The following is a 15,840-nucleotide window of genomic DNA, read 5'->3' as shown; positions in this document are numbered from 1 at the left end:
TATGCTAGTATGTATGTAACGCTACAAATTGAAAAGTACATAAGAAAAGTACATACTTATAATTAATGTAGGTACTAAAAAGTGCCTATAGGAAATGAGGAGAAATTGAAATGGCTTATAACATTCCCGTGGAAGCCACACTTGATGTGATTGGTGGTAAGTGGAAAGTTGTGATTATGTGTCACTTGATGAAGGGGGAAAAACGAACGAGCGAATTGAAAAAGCTCATGCCTGGTATCACACAAAAGATGCTGACCCAGCAGATTCGTGAACTAGAAGCGGATGGTGTGGTAAATCGTAAAGTGTTTGATCAGGTTCCACCGAAGGTGATTTACTCTTTAACGGAGTATGGCTGTTCACTTAATCCCATTTTGGATGCCATGTGCAGTTGGGGGGAGTGTCATATTGAATTGAATGGTGAGGAAATTGCAAATTAAAAACATATATGAATAAAAGGATTCGTATGCTATGTAAGCTACGAAACCTTTTTTATTTGTCTAATGATATTAACACATGTCTGTTGAATAGATTTTCAGTTTAGTTGTTTATTATTAATCGAACGAATAATATATTTGTCTATTGTTTTTGGTGGACAGGAATTAATATGTTTGTTATTTGGAGTTATGATTTCGAGTATTTTGTTCATTCAAGTTCCGGTTACGTATACGTTATCCCATTTTACGACGCTTGGAATTAAAGGGATGTGGGTAGCGTATCTCACGTACTTTCATTATTGATGAAAAAAAGTCATTGAAAGTACTTTTGAATTAAAAATCACTTGAAATCGGAAGCCAGAAATGAAAGATTATGGTGGACGTGGTATAGTGATTTTCCAGTCTTGAAAAATCACTTTAATTTCGAGGTTAGGAGTCAAGTCAAAGGGATAAGCGGGTGGCGAATGAAGAAAAAGTCCAGAGTCACACATAAAAAATGGTTGGTTTGGAGTGGCTTATTTTTGCTGCTTATATTTTTAGTTTTAAATCGTCAAATTATCCTTCTTTTAGTGAACCAAGACGTCGTAGCGATCCGAGACTTTTTAGATAATAACTTAATCTACGCTTATCTGTTTTTGCTTATCATCATGACCATTCAAAATTCATTTACGGTATTTCCATTATTATTGGTCATCAGCATCAATATTAGCTTGTTTGGCTTTGTAAGTGGTTTTTTGTGGAGCTGGATTTCAAGTGTAATCGCTGCAGCCATTGTTTTTTATGGAGTTCGATATTTATTTCAAGAGATGTTAATAGAAAAATTCAGACCAGAATTACTTGAAAAGATAGATGCGAATGGTTTTGCTTATGTTTTTCAAGGAAGAATCTTCCCTTTAGTGCCAACAAGTATGGTCAATATACTTGCAGGGCTTAGTACGGTCCGATTTTGGCCGTTTTTTCTCGGCACAACATTCGGGAATTTCATCTACTTTTTCTTTCTTTCCCTTATTCCGGCAGGGCTATTATCCGATCAACTAAATGAAACCGTCATTTGGATAATATTAATTAGTGGGATCTTAATATATTACTTGATTAAACTCGTTCGAAAAAAACGAAAACCCTCTAACTGAGCAAAAACCCCAAATTTGAACTGGGATTTTTGCTTAAATTGATCACGTTTCATTTTTGGTCCAGAAATTCTAAGATGAAATCCAAAAACAGCAGTGGTTGTTCAACATTGGGGGCGTGTCCTGATTGATTGAACTCAACGAATGTGGCATGGGGAATAAGTCGAGCTGTTTCTCTGCCAACTTCAGGTGGATTTAACCCATCATGATCCCCGCTAATGACAAGTGTTTCCGCAGTCACACGATATAAGTCTTCCCGAAAATCAAATCCTTCCAATGCTTGGTTTGCCGCAGTGATTTCTTTTGATGTCAAAGCAGGACTCTTTTCTGCAGCGTCTTGACTCCACTTGCCAACTGCCGCTAAATCATGAAACATATACCGAGAAGCTTTTAATACTTTTTCCGAAAATTTCAGTCCCTTTAGTTCATCTGCATGTTTCTCAAACAACGCTTCCATCGAAGAGGTTTTGCCTTCAGACTTTGTTGCAACTAAAATCAATTTGTTTATACGTTCAGGAGAAGCAATTGCTACTCCTTGTGCTATGTAACTTCCCATTGACATGCCTAGCAAATGAGCTTGTTCTATATTTAAATGTTCAAGCAATGACAACACATCTCCCACGTGATCTTTCAATGAATAGGTTGGTGGCTTTGAAGACTCCCCGTGCCCACGAGCATCCAATAAAATGACCCGAAAATATTTTTTCAAGATGGTCACTTCTTGGTCAAACATATGTCGATTTCCTGTTAATCCATGTAACAAGATGATGGGTACCCCTTTGCCGTGCTCTTCATAAACCAGGGTTATAGGTCCATTCTGAAACGTTTTCATAAGTACACCTCTTCATAAGACTTTTTTTCCTGCATCATATTTACCCTACTTCATGAAAAACAACCAATTGAAAACTTGTCCAATCTAACCATATTTAGGATAACTCGGAGAATTGAATAGAGGATAAGAGCGCCTATTCAGCGCTCTTTAGGGGGGAAGGTAAGTGGTCCTTATGAGATTTAGTTTAGTACAAGAATGCTGCTCCAACAATAATTAATAGAATAAAGAGAACCACCAATAAAGCAAAAGAAGATCCTCCGTGTCCGCCTCCGTTTTGATATCCCATAGATAACACCTCCTGTATCATTATGTTGTAGTGTATGCAGGAGGAAATGTTAGATATGGGATTTAGCACAGGAAAGTAAAACCACTCATAATTTCTCTTAGGTAGAATACCGGAGGTTTATTAAACGCACACCATCTGCAACTTCAAACGTTTCTTCTTCTACAAATCCTAGTCTCTTATACAGTGTCACGGCTGGTGTATTCTTCTGCCCGGTAGAGACAACCACATCGCGAGATTGTCTAACTTCATTTGTCACATATTCAACCAACTGACGACCAACCCCTTTTCGGAATGAATCAGGTGAAACCACTAAACGGCAAATATCTATGATTTCCTCCGTTTCTTCATAAGACAAAACACCAAAGAGCTGAGAATCTTCGTAAAAGCCGATAAATATTTCTTTACTGTTCATGAGGTCTTCCTCTGTGTCGGAAAGGGCAGGAATCCATTGAAAACCGATTAGGTTGGCTTCGACTTGATAGGCAGGGAATTGAATGGAAAGGACAGATTGAGCAAGCTGTTGGTTTGTTAAGTCTAATTGTTTAATCATAGGTTTCTCGCTTTCTTATATATATTAGTTGTCGATTAACGTTGTTCTATTTATATAAGGTTGTCTTCCGATTTGAAATGTTCTAGCCTTATGGACTCCAAAAAAAAGCGTGAGTTTTCATTGTTACAGAGTAAAATGGGTTCTTTTGATAAAGTCACACTATCTAGTGCAAAGAGAATAAAATGATTTAATCGTAGGCGGATAAAGCTCCACATATCGGTAATTCTACTGCGTTTTTATAACAGCATGAACGTATGAAAGAGTTATTATTACCACAAGAAATATTTGATCATTTATAAAGCTCGTCCTTTTTCGGTGATTACACCATTGAGGCTGCAGGAGCAGTATGTAGTAGATTTGTAGAAGGAGAATTTGTAATGGCAAAAAAGTAAAAAAAGAATACAAATATAGTGGATGAATACGAAGTGTTTGATGAATTTGCCTTTATTGCTTGCTATACCGAGGGTGGAGTTCCGTATGGGATTACACATGATGAGATGGAAGAAGTGTTACCAAACGAAGAGGTGCATAGAAACGAACCTTGGGTGGATGTTGATGATGAAGATCTGCAATAGTGAACTGGATTTATTTTGTAGAGATTGAAAACAATGCAGCATAGCAAAAATTAAAGGAAACAGTATGTATGGAACTAGCCATTATTACAGACATTCACGGAAACGAACTCACCTTAAAGGCTGTTCTCCAAGGAGTAGATGGTTAGGAATGTAACTAGTCTAATCTTAAAATGAAAGCAATGAATATAGAATGAAACCAAGCAACCCTTCGGAAATCACCGAAGGGTTGTATTGTCACCCTACCTGAATTATTTGCAGGGTCGCAAGCTTATAACTAAAATGTTGCTCTAAGTTGGTAACGAGCTTTACGATATCTCCTTCTTGTAACGAAAACAAGTCAGTAGAAGTTAAAGTAGCAGCTGTGGTAGATTCGCTCAAGGATGATTCTACTGTTATAGCTTCGTTGATCTTTATTTGAAACCTTGAAGGAGTACACGTTATTGTATTTGAGACCAATATGACTTTATAGCTTATTTGATAAATACCTGCTTTTAACACCTGCAAGCCTTGACTAGGCAGTAAATCAACATCTTGCAATGGCCCAGGCATGTTATATTTTACAACCCCGGATGCATTACTCACGGAATTACAAATGGCAAAACCATGAGCAGAGTTTACAGTTCCAGGAGTTCCTTGTGGACCTTGTATTCCTTGCAGCCCTTGTTCACCTTTGGGTCCTGGAATTCCAGCTTTTCCTGGTGGTCCTGGAATTCCTTGCTCACCTTGAGGTCCTTGTAAACCATTTAGACCGGGTGGACCTTGCTCACCTCTTAATCCTGGGAACCCTTGGATACCCCTGGGACCTTGACTCCCTTTGCTGCCTTGTGGTCCTTTAGATCCATGGTCCCCTTGAGGTCCTTGTGGGCCTTCGTAACCCCTAGGACCTCTTGGACCACGCTCACATTTACAACTATTGTATCCATTACATTTTGGACAGCGATCCATTCTTTTTCTCCTTTCTTTTATTATACTGTCGGGCTCCAAGCCAGGCTGGCATCTTCGCTGAAAACACCTTCTTGGATTTTTCAATTCGTTGATTCCATGAGCCCAAGCCTAGGCCGTGGGTCTGAGGACATCATGATCCACGGCATCACGTCCATGACTTTTCAGCTTTTCTTTTTAGTTTCGAACATTAAGAGGAATATTGTTGAGTATTCCACCAACGCTGGATTGAATTGAAATTGATCTAGTTACGCCAGGTAGCTGGCTAGAACCTTCAACTCGATACTTCCATTCTCCAAGATCATCAACTGGCACTTGCGATAGGAGAGGGCCATTGATTGTACTTCCAATATAGATGGAAATGAGGACTCCAGCTCCAAGTACATCGGACGTTCCACTGATTCGCCACTCCGCATCGCGAGTTCGATATTCTGCGCGTGTGACCGTTAAGGTTTCTGATACCGGCCCTGATGTAATCTGGACGGTGTCAGAAGAAGTGCCTCCAGGACCCACAACCGTTAATTGAAAAGTGAGTGTCTCTTGTTGTATAGGGAAGGTAAATGTAGCTGTGGATGTATTTGCATTGGTTAATTGAACAGGAAATCCTGAGGTCTGTTCCCATTGATAGGTGGTTACAACGCCCGTTGAGCTACCTGCCAATATTACTGAGGCCCCCTGCTGTACAACTTGATCTGGACCTGCATTTGCAATTGGTGCAGGTGCGAATTCAATTACGGTTACGCTTACGGTAGCAGAAGAAGGTCCTCCTTCACCGTCAACCGTCAATTGAAATACAAGAGTGGAAGAAGAATTCGGTGCTAAGAAGGAAGGTGTAGCGGTATTGGCTTCAAGCAAAGAAACCGGCGTTCCGGCGAGCTGGGTCCAACTGAAAGATGTGATGGGACCAGTTGAACTTGTTCCATTCAGTATCACCGTAGAACCGAAAACAACTGTTTCATCTTCACCTGCATTGGCTGATACAGGAATCGGGCCATCTGATGCTCCTGTCACTGATACAGGAATAGATCTTTTTCCGCCTGCAGTTGAATTTATGGTCACTCCGGCGGGTGCAAAAATTATATTCGTTGTGCTCACTCCGTTAGCAGGAATGGTGAATTCACCAACTCCAAAGTCTTCTACAGTTAATAGGGGTGACCCAATTGAATCACTAGACGTTGCCACGATTGTGAGGGCTTGAGAGTCCGTGTCATAGTTTGCTGTCGCTTTAATAAAATCGACTGGTATGACTTCCTTTGTACTGTTCGGAATGTCGCTCAGGTTTGTCACTGTAATTGAACTAGGAGGGTTTTCACCAATAAAACGAACACGGGCAAAGTACCGCCCATTCATACCTTGTAGTAAAGTAGTGTCGAACCCGCTGCCAGACACACTGATATTTTGAGCGGTATCATCTGACGTAGCAAATACATCCACAAATCCACCCGATATCTCGTTTTGTGTGTAAGTAGCTCTTGGTACGTCAACTCCTGAAATCGTTGAGATTTTGCCTAATACCGTAAAAAGTCTAGTTTCAATACAGTTATCTGGATTCAATCCTGGAGTAGTTGAACGATCAGGTGAACCGATTCCAATACCGGGACCTTCAATCCGGAAAATGTTTTGAGGTTGCCCGAATGGATCAGTAAACAAGCTGCCTACAATTGGATGCAGCACATTTGGGTCACCGATATACCCTTGTGGCGCGAGGGGTGCCACGGATGGATCCCATCGCACGAATGGGAACACACGACTGTTCAGGGCAAGTTGAAACTCCCCGCCGTTCAATCCGCCAATGTCTTCTGTAAAATTAATTTCTCCAGTACCATCTCCATCCGGTTCGGCAATGAATGTGTCCACTCCATATGGGTGTGTAACCGTATACTCCACATTTGGCTGTAATCCAAAGACGCGAATGCGCACTCTACCAAACACAATTTGATCACCGGCCCTAGGTACCTCATTTACAAATGCAGCTTCCAATGCCAATACGAGCCTAGCTCTTTCACCCGAACCGGTAGTCATTTCGGCTTCAGTCAGAAAATAAAAAGCCTCCGATGGGTAATTATCCGGAAAAGAGACGGGTTGAGTTGGATTAGGTAAATCTGCGGGAGTGATGCCTGAGAAAGGATCTGCAGGGTCGACGTTCAGTTGAAGACGTAACCCATTTTCATCTTTATACCAAACGGGAAATCCATCAAACGCATTAATTGGTCCGACTGTCATGAAAAGCCTCCTTATTGATGTGCAGAAAAGCAATTTCGACTTAAATTACAGGTCGACCATTTCTTTTCCATTTTTTCAAATCGCTAGTAGTATATGTTTCTTGAAATCAAAAAGAATAGGCGTGAATAAAGTGGACAAAGTTCTTTTGAGGCACTTTTCACATACTGTATGTAGAGGTGGGGCTATGGCTAAAATCACAATTTTACTGATCCTGTATGTGGATGTATGTATAGCTCTTGGTTTTTATAGTTATTTACGTAGAGTCAAAAAGATTATCGGTTTTCAATTAGGGATGAATATCAGCATTGTAATGGGCGGGATGACTGCTTTGTTATCCGGAATTTTGCTCATACAAAACTATCCCTTTCATTTCACTTTGATCACGGTGATAACCACTTTGCTTGGATTGACGACTGGGGCATTATTTGGACTGTTATTTGATTATCAAACATTTGTGTCTGGTTTAACGAATGGAGTAATTGTTGGCTTGATGTCCCCGATGATTGGAACCGTTATAGAAATGCCGTCTTTGTTCATCTGGTTCGTGCATGCCTTTTTTGTTTTATGTTTAATCACTATTTTTGTTTCAATAAAAAGGTCGTGATGTAAACTTTGCTACTGATCAGTGTACTGTTTATGTGGAATGTGACTGAATTAAGTTCTGTTTTCAGGATGTTCAAGAAGAAACACACTCTTTTTGATGATCGATTCACGAAGACAATGTGTATGGCCATTACCATGATATCTTCATTTGTCTTGGCACTTTACATTCAACTATTGCTACCTGCGAATCAAACTGGTCTTTATCTTCTTCCTATTGTAGTGGGACTATTTATCGGCTGGAAATTCGGGACCATTATAAAAGCCCCAGCAATACTAAACGGAATTTATAATGGCACGATGGGTGGCATTATGGGAATGATGCTCGGTGCGGTTTTGCAAAATCCGGCTCTGTGCAATATTCCCATTGAGTCTGAAGCCATGATTGTATCCAACATGTATAGCCTTGCTATTTTTGCGGCTTGTCTTCATGCACTCATCAGTCAGTTCATTCGCTATTCGTTTAGGGTCTGAAAATGCTCTCTTTTTGTGAAGAGATGGCAGGGAGGATTTAAATGAGGGGTTTTGTCAGTCTATTTTTATTGCTCAGTGGGTTAGTGGTTATTTATTTCTTATGGCCGGAAACCCCCAGCTTGCCAAAAATCGGTACTGTTAATGAGTGGACACTAACAGAGGTAAGTGGTGAAGATGTGTCCGTGCATAATAAACCAAAGCTAATTACTTTCTTCTATACAAATTGTCCAGACATTTGTCCAACCACAATGATTGATTTAATGGGTTTGCAACAATACATGCAAGAAAAAGGAATATCCAATGATGAGTATCTGATTGTATCCGTGACTTTGGATCCAGTCTTCGATACGAAAGAAAGAATTCTCAAGTATAAAGATGTCTTCGGGATTTCCAGTCCGAATTGGCTGTTTTTAAGAGGTACAGAGGAGGAAACTAAGCAATTCACTCAATACTTCAATTTCATTTATAAAAAAAATCAAGATGGATTTCTTTCCCACTCAATATCGATGTACGCGGTCGATTCAAATAATCAAATAAGATCACATCACGATATGGCGGTAGGTAACAAAAAAGTGAATATCGAAGAAATTGCTGAGAACTTGATCCAGCTGATAGAAGAAGCGGGATAATCTCTAATTTAAATAAAAAACAATTTCTTTGTTAATACATCTTTCATTTCTTCATAAATTGTGGGAGAGAACTCACTTGAAGGAGCCCAATTATGCAGGAAGAGTTTGAGAATATAGCGTCAATTGAAGAGACATCGGAGAAACGAGTGAAGAGCTTTTCATCGTTTTCTTCACCGACAAGTGCAGTTTCTGCAGAAGAAACACGACTCCTTACAGAATATATTGGTCAGAAAAATTTGTTCAAGGTGACGAGTCAAGATGAAACTCGCAAAAAACCCCTTGTATTAAAACAGTTTTTTAAAACGAAACGAAATCAACAGGTAGTCGTTTCTTCCTTGGTAGAAAATGATATCGCAGTGACAACGGAAGGAAAAGTAGCGACAATTGGAAGAGATTTTGTCATGTTAACAGACTTACAAAGAAGAACTTGGATTCCCTATACAGCAATTGACTCTGCAACAATCCCTTTTGGTTATCCCACATATTCCAACACCCATCAACACTTTATTTATGACAATCAATTACAGCAAAAGCTTGTGCTTCAATTTGGTGAAACAGTAGCCAAAAAGGAAGTGCTGGTCCGTCAGTTTTTTTGAAGAAACGCTCAAAACCAATCTTCGTTCTTGGAAAGGAATGTGGGTGGAAGTAAAAACAGCTGACAAAATATTTTTTGGGAAGATAAAAGAAACGACAAAAAAAGAGCTATTTCTGCAGTTGATGAAGACAGAAAGTATGATTCAACTAAATGAAATTCGATATGTGTCCACAATCGGGCTGTTTCCTTTGTGGAAAATTTTGTTGAAGAACTTATTTAGTAAACCTACAACAAACAAAATGGCTTGAAATTTTATAATAGGAGGCTTTTTAAGTGGAGCAAACAAAAGACAATTTATATGAAGAACTAAGAAAGCAGTTAGGTGAAGAAATACTTGTTATTACCCGGGCAGTCCAACTGAACTTACTTGGTCAAGTATTTCGACCGATTTTTGCTGGAACGATTGCCGACGTACAGCAAGGGCATCTGACGTTGTCACCCGTCATTATTAAAATGGTAAATGCTCCATTTTATAATTTCCCCTTCCCGCTTAGTATTCCATTTGAGCAAATTGTATCTTACTCAATGGAAGTACCTAGTGATGAGGTCTTCCCATTATCATAATTAAGGAGGAATGTGTAAATGACCAATAAGGTTAACAAAACGGTTAATGATATAAAAGAAGAAGCTCTAGTTTTGTATTTCAGCAAAAACATTGGGCGACGGGTCTTTATACTGACAGAGGCTTTTCCATTTATGTTTATTGGGAAAATTAAAGGTTTATTAGGAGATATCCTTATATTGGATGTGCAAACGACATCGGTACCAGCCCTGGAGGGGAAAGTATGGAATGTGCATATTGATTCAATTGATGTGTTCTATATCGAAACGGGGATTGGGGCAAAAATCCCTCATTTAAAAGATAATGCAGAAGAGGATGTTACATGATAAGAAAGTACCATGTAGTAGCTATTCCAATTCGATTGGTTCTAAACTCATTTGGTGATCACAACCCAAATGGAATGATGTATGTGTTGAAAGAAAATGAACAGAAAGTTAGAGACTTGGTCAAAAAGAATCCATTCTCTCCTGTAGATCTAGTTCGGCCACTCGTGATCCGTGCTAACGAAGGAGAGATAGTGGAAATATTGTTTGAAAATAAACTGGACTTCAACACGGGTATGCATTTTCAACAAGCTGAATATGATGTATGCCGATCTGACGGTGCGAACGTTGGACTCAATAAAGACAGCACGGTTGCTCCATTTGATTCTATTTTGTATCGGCTACATGTCGTCAAAGAAGGAACCTATTTCTTTTCTGATTTAGGCAATCCAGCAAGTGGGGAGAAGGGTTCCAATTCCAATGGTTTGATCGGTGCTTTATTGGTAGAGACCCGATTTTCCTGGTGGACGGATCCCGAGACAGGCAAGACAATCAATAGCGGGGTGTATGCTGATGTGCATCATCCATTGTTACCTTCATTTCGAGAATATGCTTGGATTTTCCATGATGAAATGGAAGTGGATGATTTGACTGGAAACCGTCCGATTAATCATCTAACCAATCAAGAAGAGGCATCATTTCATGGGGCCAATTACCGCTTTGAACCAATCAACAGAAGGCAACAACTCATTGCGGAAGGGGTTGTCGGACCGAATACTGAGGGAGAGGAAGTCCATCATGATTCATGGGTTTTCGGAGATCCATCTACACCAATCTTGAGAGGATATGTGGGAGATCCTGCGAAAATCCGTGTTATACACGGTGGGGTAAAAGAAACACATGTTTTTCATTATCATGTGCATCAATGGTTTAGCGATCCTCAAGATCTCAATTCCGAAATATTGGATGCACAGGCAATCAGTCCTCAATCTCACTACACCGTTGAACCTCTATACGGGTTGGGAAGTTTGCAGGGCTCTATTGGGGACGCGATTATCCACTGCCATCTGTATCCGCATTTTGCTGCTGGAATGTGGGGGTTGAACCGCGTTTTCAACACGCTTCAAGATGGAAGCCAGTGCTATCCTAATGGCGTTCCAATTAAATCGTTGCAACCATTGCCTGATCGTAAAGCACCTCCAAAGCCAACAAAAGAAAAACCAGGGTATCCGAATTTCATTCCTGGCAAGGTTGGATACAAAGCACCTCGTCCACCGCTTGGTATAAAAGGTGGTCGGGGATTGACAGAACTGGAGCGTAACGCAGCAGTTGTGAATCCGAGACCGGGAGCTGTATTTGCTGACCCTACGCCTAAAGGTGCACCAGTTCGGGAGTTTAACATCTCATTAATCGAACTGCCCGTTACCTATAATAAGCAAGGGTGGCATGATCCAAAAGCTCGAATATTTGTCCTTGATGAAGAGCTGGATGATGTTTGTTCGGGCAAGAAAGAACCGGAACCCCTTGTTATCCATACTACGGCACATACTGCAATTCGTATAAATTTCACAAACAAATTGCCGCATATTCTCGATGGTGATGCTTTCCAGTTGGTCACAAGAACGTACGAAACAGGCTTTCATATCCACTTTGTTAAGTTTGATGTTCTTGTGAATGACGGGGCGAATGTCGGCTGGAATTACGATTCCTCCGTATTACCAGGAGAAACGATTCAGTATGAATATTATGCAGATGTCGAATTGAAAGCCTGGTTCTTCCATGACCACTTATTTCCAAATGCCCACCAACAACATGGAGTATTTGGATCGGGCGTAGTTCACCCTCGGTTCACAGAATTTCTGGATTCAGCAAGTGGAGAGAAAGTCACTCGTGGAACACAAATCACTGCTCGAAATCCGATCATCCCTGATTACCGGGATTATGTCCTTTTTGCACAGGACTTTGCTTTGCTGTTTGATAAAGATGGAAAACCTCTACAACCCCCGAATTTTCCAGGATCAGATGATGACCCAGGTTTATTCGGAGTTAATTATAAAAATGAACCACTTCAATTCCGATTAGGTCCGGATTGTGACCCTGCTTATACCTTTAGTTCCTATGTAAATGGCGATCCAATTACTCCAATATTCAGGGCATACGAAGGAGATTCCATCCGTATTCGCTTACTTCAAGGAGCTCAAGAAGAATCTCACAGTCTTAATGTTCATGGGTTAAGGTGGCAAAGGCAGCGTAGCAATCTGAATACTAAGCTGGAAGAGCAGCAACATATTGGAATATCCGAATCATTTACGATGGAAACCTATATCCCACGATCGGGAGATTATTTATGGGCATTTGAAACAGAGGAAGATCTTTGGAATGGGCTTTGGGGATTGATTCGGGCCTATGATGAATTGGTTCCGGATTTAATTCCATTATCAGACCGTCCGATCCCATTAAAGCGCTCAAGACCGCTACCTGAATGTAAAGGAAACAAACCACCACAAGCAGGAAATCCTGATAAAGTCTTAATCGAAAAAGGGCCGGTGCGCTATTTTGATATCGTCGCTTTTCAGGTACCGATTGTCTATAACGACTTTGGTGATCATGATCCCCATGGAATCATATTTGCACTTCGGAAAGATATGGATGCCATTTTAGAAGGAAAGAAAAAACCGGAACCGTTAATCATTCGGGGAAATGTTGGAGATACGGTAGAAGTTACTTTAACAAGCTTATTGAAAAAAGAATTGTTTCCATTTAAAGACGGGATTTACCCCTATCCAGAAGTAAAAGAACAGGCTTTTTACCCACCATCACTTAGGATTTCATTGCACCCTCAATTGATTCAGTATGATGTGAAAACATCATCAGGAGAAACAGTTGGTTTTAATGGAGACCAGACGGTAGGACCTGGAGAAAGCAGGACATATCGATGGTGGATAGATTCTCAAGTGGGAGCTTGTGGCATGTGGGATATGGCTGATATCCGAAACCACAAATCTCAGGGAGCATTCGGAGCTTTTATCGCGGAACCAAGAGGAACGGAATATGTGGATCCCTATACGCTGAAACCTGTAAAAACTGGAGCGAATGTGGTGCTACGCAACCCATTCTTACCAGATGTACGAGAATTTGTGATGATATTGCATGACGGAGTAAGATTGCTCGATAAAGGTGGAAAAGTCATTATCGATCCACTGGCGGGAGTGCTATTTCCTCCTCCAGAGGATGAAGTGGAAGAAGTCGATACGTATGATCAAGGTTCACGTGGATTCAATTATCGAAGTGAACGATTATTGAACCGTTATCGGAAACACCCTGTGTTGCATGACTTATTCAGTTCAGACGTTTTTGGAGATCCAGCAACGCCTCTGTTTGAAAGCTATTTGTCTGACCCGGTAACGATTCGTTTGGTTACGCCTGCAGAAAGACGTAGGTCGCATACTTTCCATCTCCATGGTCATCGTTGGCGATTTGAATTGAAAAACTTAAATTCACGAACGGAATCATTCGCTGGTCTTAACGTAGCTGGGACTACACGAAACTTGGAACTTCTCGGCGGGGCTGGAGCTTACGGGCGATTCCCGGGAGATTATCTGTATCGTTCTGGAAATATTAATTGGGACATCGAGCAAGGCATGTGGGGAATTATAAGAATCCACAGTGAGGTTCAAGAACACTTACCTCCACTAGATCAATAGAGAAAAAAGAGAAGAGTATTTTCTTCTCTTTTTTCTACATAAAAATACCATTTGAGAAAGGAGGTGAGAAAATGAAAAAAGAAAATATGATTGAACGTGTTTCGCTAAAGAGGATAGAAAAAGATTATGACAAAGAGAACGACTTTTATATCCACGACCACTGTTGTCCAGAGCGACTTCCATCCCCAAAACTCCCTTCCCCAACGGACTGTCTACCTCCAGGTGTTTTAGAAATAGTCCTCGAAAAGATAACATCGGCAAATGAACTGCTTCTTGATTTGGCATTAGGCGATGATCGACCACCCGATGAAACTTATCAAAAAGTGTTTGACGGATTAGCCGGACTACGAGTTGAAATCACAAATCTAGCAGGAGAAAAATTAGAAGGAAAAGTAACTCTATCTGGCTTTAATTTTGTCGTTCTTCGGGAAGAAGAAAGGGTTATCATTTATCCCTATAGTCAAATTGAAACGATTAAACCGTATGGGCGATTTGCAGAACCATATCATGATCCTGAACTAAGGAAGATAAGTCCATGCTTTCGCAGAAATTTAACGTTTCATTTTGGCGAAGTCGTTTCTTCATCACCCGAGTTAATCCATTTGTTTTTCAGAATTCGACTGGACATCTATTTACTATTATTTGAAGATCAACACATTCAAGTAACACAGGACGATACAACAATTGAAGGATTGTTGACAGATGTGCATAAAGACACAATCGTTCTAGATGTGGATGGATCACTAAAACACATTTTGATAGAGAGCATTTCACTCATTACAAGTAACGCATAAATCAAAAAAGTCAGCTCGCTGAAGTTCTCCTTCAGTTGCTGACTTGTTTTTATTTATCTGGTTTATTCTTGAGGGCAAGGGCAATCCGATTCAACGGTAACGATTTTAGAGATGGAGAAAATAAGTGTTCTGCCTTTTGTACGTTCACTATCTTTAAACTCATCAGGTGTCACATTCTCTTCTTTTTGATCTTCCTCAAAGTCTTCCTGGAAATCCTCTTTCATTTCAACCTCAACTGATTCTCCATTTTCTGACGGTAGCAGTATTTCAACAAAATTGGATCCGACAAAAATAATCTTCCCTATTAAATATTCACCATTCTCCAACGTAATTGCCGCGTCACACCATAGAAGCTGATGCAGACGGTAGTTAAGCCCATCAGTCAAACCGGCTAATCGAATCCTAAAGTCGTCATCGCACAAATCTCTTCGGCAACGATTGCGACAACGGTTCCAGTTATGGTTGCAACTGCAGCTACAATTCCAGCTATGGTTACACACGCAGTCACATCGACGTTGACAACATGAAGAGTGTGAACGATTTCGATATTCAAGATCATAATCGTGGTCTTTTTTTGATTCCCGGCAATTACAGTCCGGGGTATCATGTTTTTCCATTTACACATCCTCCTTTCATTTTATGTTTAATATATGAAGTTTTTTACAACTGCAATGGTTAGGAACCTAGGATGATAGAGGTTTATTAATAATGAGTACTTTCTGTAATAGGCATGAACAGAAACAGAGTTTAGGAGTTAGTAGAATTCATGAGCATTTATCCATCAAAGCCGTCGCACACCATAGTTCATTTAATGAGACAAACCATTGAAAGAAATCCACCACAGTAAAGTGAAAAGGGTATTCAAAGAAAAGTTACTTTTGAAACAGACCGCAATATAAATATACAGCTATGCCAAGTTTTTTGGATTACTTAGGACATCAAATAGAAACTACCTTGTATTGGCTTACTGAATGACATAGGAGCTCAATCTTTTGTCCATTCTTAACTAATCAACTTGAAAGTAGCAATCACTTATTAATTCAAGTTCGAATGCGTCGCTATTATGTTGTATCATTTTCTATACGGCGGTGTATGTAGCAATGTTCTTATTATGTGTATTTCAATAGATGGGGCCAATAGTGGAAGTTTGCATTATGCTGATTGCGTCTTAAGGGCTTTGGCAATTCTTATTTAAAGAAATTGCACAGTTTCGTCGGCTATGTGCAGCATGTTAAACAATAGTATAGTTA

General features: G+C 40.2%; 18 protein-coding genes. 11 read left to right on the top strand and 7 right to left on the bottom strand.

Going from position 1 to position 15,840, the window contains the following annotated elements:
• The first annotated feature begins 110 nt into the window (after positions 1-110).
• Together GY23_RS16385 and GY23_RS16380 are read left to right on the top strand one after the other, a co-directional pair.
• Positions 111-437 (top strand): winged helix-turn-helix transcriptional regulator, encoded by a 327-nt coding sequence (locus tag GY23_RS16385; RefSeq protein WP_075620263.1) that lies wholly within the window; start codon positions 111-113, stop codon positions 435-437.
• A 461-nt stretch (positions 438-898) separates the two neighbouring features.
• Positions 899-1,564 (top strand): TVP38/TMEM64 family protein, encoded by a 666-nt coding sequence (locus GY23_RS16380; RefSeq protein ID WP_075620262.1) that lies wholly within the window; start codon positions 899-901, stop codon positions 1,562-1,564.
• Between the two features lie 49 nt (positions 1,565-1,613).
• Here the strand turns inward: GY23_RS16380 and GY23_RS16375 are convergent, their stop codons facing one another.
• From GY23_RS16375 to GY23_RS16365, 3 genes are all read right to left on the bottom strand, one after another.
• Positions 1,614-2,393 (bottom strand): alpha/beta fold hydrolase, encoded by a 780-nt coding sequence (locus tag GY23_RS16375; protein ID WP_075620261.1) that lies wholly within the window; start codon positions 2,391-2,393, stop codon positions 1,614-1,616.
• A gap of 184 nt (positions 2,394-2,577) precedes the next feature.
• Entirely contained in the window at positions 2,578-2,679 is a 102-nt protein-coding gene (locus GY23_RS16370; protein ID WP_075620260.1) for a YjcZ family sporulation protein, read from the bottom strand.
• A 97-nt stretch (positions 2,680-2,776) separates the two neighbouring features.
• Positions 2,777-3,229 (bottom strand): GNAT family N-acetyltransferase, encoded by a 453-nt coding sequence (locus GY23_RS16365; RefSeq protein ID WP_075620259.1) that lies wholly within the window; start codon positions 3,227-3,229, stop codon positions 2,777-2,779.
• A 410-nt stretch (positions 3,230-3,639) separates the two neighbouring features.
• Between GY23_RS16365 and GY23_RS18365 the strand changes: the two genes are divergently transcribed.
• Positions 3,640-3,804 carry a hypothetical protein gene (locus GY23_RS18365; RefSeq protein WP_161487620.1) on the top strand — a complete coding sequence of 55 codons (165 nt, stop codon included), beginning with the start codon at positions 3,640-3,642 and terminating at the stop codon, positions 3,802-3,804.
• Between the two features lie 234 nt (positions 3,805-4,038).
• Here the strand turns inward: GY23_RS18365 and GY23_RS16360 are convergent, their stop codons facing one another.
• Both GY23_RS16360 and GY23_RS16355 read right to left on the bottom strand, forming a co-directional pair.
• Complete coding sequence (locus GY23_RS16360) at positions 4,039-4,749, bottom strand: collagen-like domain-containing protein (RefSeq protein WP_075620258.1); 711 nt, start codon at positions 4,747-4,749, stop codon at positions 4,039-4,041.
• A gap of 174 nt (positions 4,750-4,923) precedes the next feature.
• Positions 4,924-6,969 (bottom strand): PKD domain-containing protein, encoded by a 2,046-nt coding sequence (locus GY23_RS16355; protein ID WP_075620257.1) that lies wholly within the window; start codon positions 6,967-6,969, stop codon positions 4,924-4,926.
• Positions 6,970-7,153: 184 nt separating this feature from the next.
• Here GY23_RS16355 and GY23_RS16350 point away from each other — a divergent pair, with 184 nt between their 5' ends.
• The 8 genes from GY23_RS16350 (at position 7,154) to GY23_RS16315 (ending at position 14,590) form a co-directional block, all read left to right on the top strand.
• Positions 7,154-7,573: a hypothetical protein gene (locus GY23_RS16350; protein WP_075620256.1), complete on the top strand. Its 420-nt coding sequence runs from the start codon at positions 7,154-7,156 to the stop codon at positions 7,571-7,573.
• A gap of 122 nt (positions 7,574-7,695) precedes the next feature.
• Positions 7,696-8,043 carry a hypothetical protein gene (locus GY23_RS16345; RefSeq protein WP_245827686.1) on the top strand — a complete coding sequence of 116 codons (348 nt, stop codon included), beginning with the start codon at positions 7,696-7,698 and terminating at the stop codon, positions 8,041-8,043.
• Between the two features lie 41 nt (positions 8,044-8,084).
• On the top strand, positions 8,085-8,672 hold the full coding sequence (locus GY23_RS16340) for an SCO family protein (RefSeq protein ID WP_075620254.1): 588 nt from the start codon (positions 8,085-8,087) through the stop codon (positions 8,670-8,672).
• Between the two features lie 92 nt (positions 8,673-8,764).
• Positions 8,765-9,268 (top strand): hypothetical protein, encoded by a 504-nt coding sequence (locus GY23_RS16335; RefSeq protein WP_245827685.1) that lies wholly within the window; start codon positions 8,765-8,767, stop codon positions 9,266-9,268.
• 272 nt (positions 9,269-9,540) lie between these two features.
• Positions 9,541-9,831, top strand: a complete 291-nt coding sequence (locus tag GY23_RS16330; RefSeq protein ID WP_075620253.1) for a hypothetical protein — start codon at positions 9,541-9,543, stop codon at positions 9,829-9,831.
• Between the two features lie 18 nt (positions 9,832-9,849).
• On the top strand, positions 9,850-10,155 hold the full coding sequence (locus tag GY23_RS16325) for a hypothetical protein (protein ID WP_075620252.1): 306 nt from the start codon (positions 9,850-9,852) through the stop codon (positions 10,153-10,155).
• On the top strand, positions 10,152-13,796 hold the full coding sequence (locus GY23_RS16320) for a multicopper oxidase domain-containing protein (protein ID WP_075620251.1): 3,645 nt from the start codon (positions 10,152-10,154) through the stop codon (positions 13,794-13,796). Before GY23_RS16325 ends, GY23_RS16320 begins: the two co-directional genes overlap by 4 nt.
• Before the next feature lie 71 nt (positions 13,797-13,867).
• Positions 13,868-14,590: a hypothetical protein gene (locus tag GY23_RS16315; protein WP_075620250.1), complete on the top strand. Its 723-nt coding sequence runs from the start codon at positions 13,868-13,870 to the stop codon at positions 14,588-14,590.
• Between the two features lie 62 nt (positions 14,591-14,652).
• Here GY23_RS16315 and GY23_RS16310 read toward each other — a convergent pair whose 3' ends face one another.
• Together GY23_RS16310 and GY23_RS16305 are read right to left on the bottom strand one after the other, a co-directional pair.
• A complete protein-coding gene (locus tag GY23_RS16310; protein WP_075620249.1) occupies positions 14,653-14,976 on the bottom strand; it encodes a hypothetical protein in 324 nt (107 codons plus the stop codon).
• 5 nt (positions 14,977-14,981) lie between these two features.
• A complete protein-coding gene (locus GY23_RS16305; RefSeq protein ID WP_211270696.1) occupies positions 14,982-15,149 on the bottom strand; it encodes a hypothetical protein in 168 nt (55 codons plus the stop codon).
• Positions 15,150-15,840: the final 691 nt, after the last annotated feature.

This window comes from Paenisporosarcina indica, from assembly GCF_001939075.1.
Classification (GTDB): Bacteria; Bacillota; Bacilli; order Bacillales_A; family Planococcaceae; genus Paenisporosarcina; species Paenisporosarcina indica.
The sequence above is the reverse complement of the archived record's forward strand: the minus strand, read 5'-3'. Positions and strand labels throughout refer to the sequence as shown.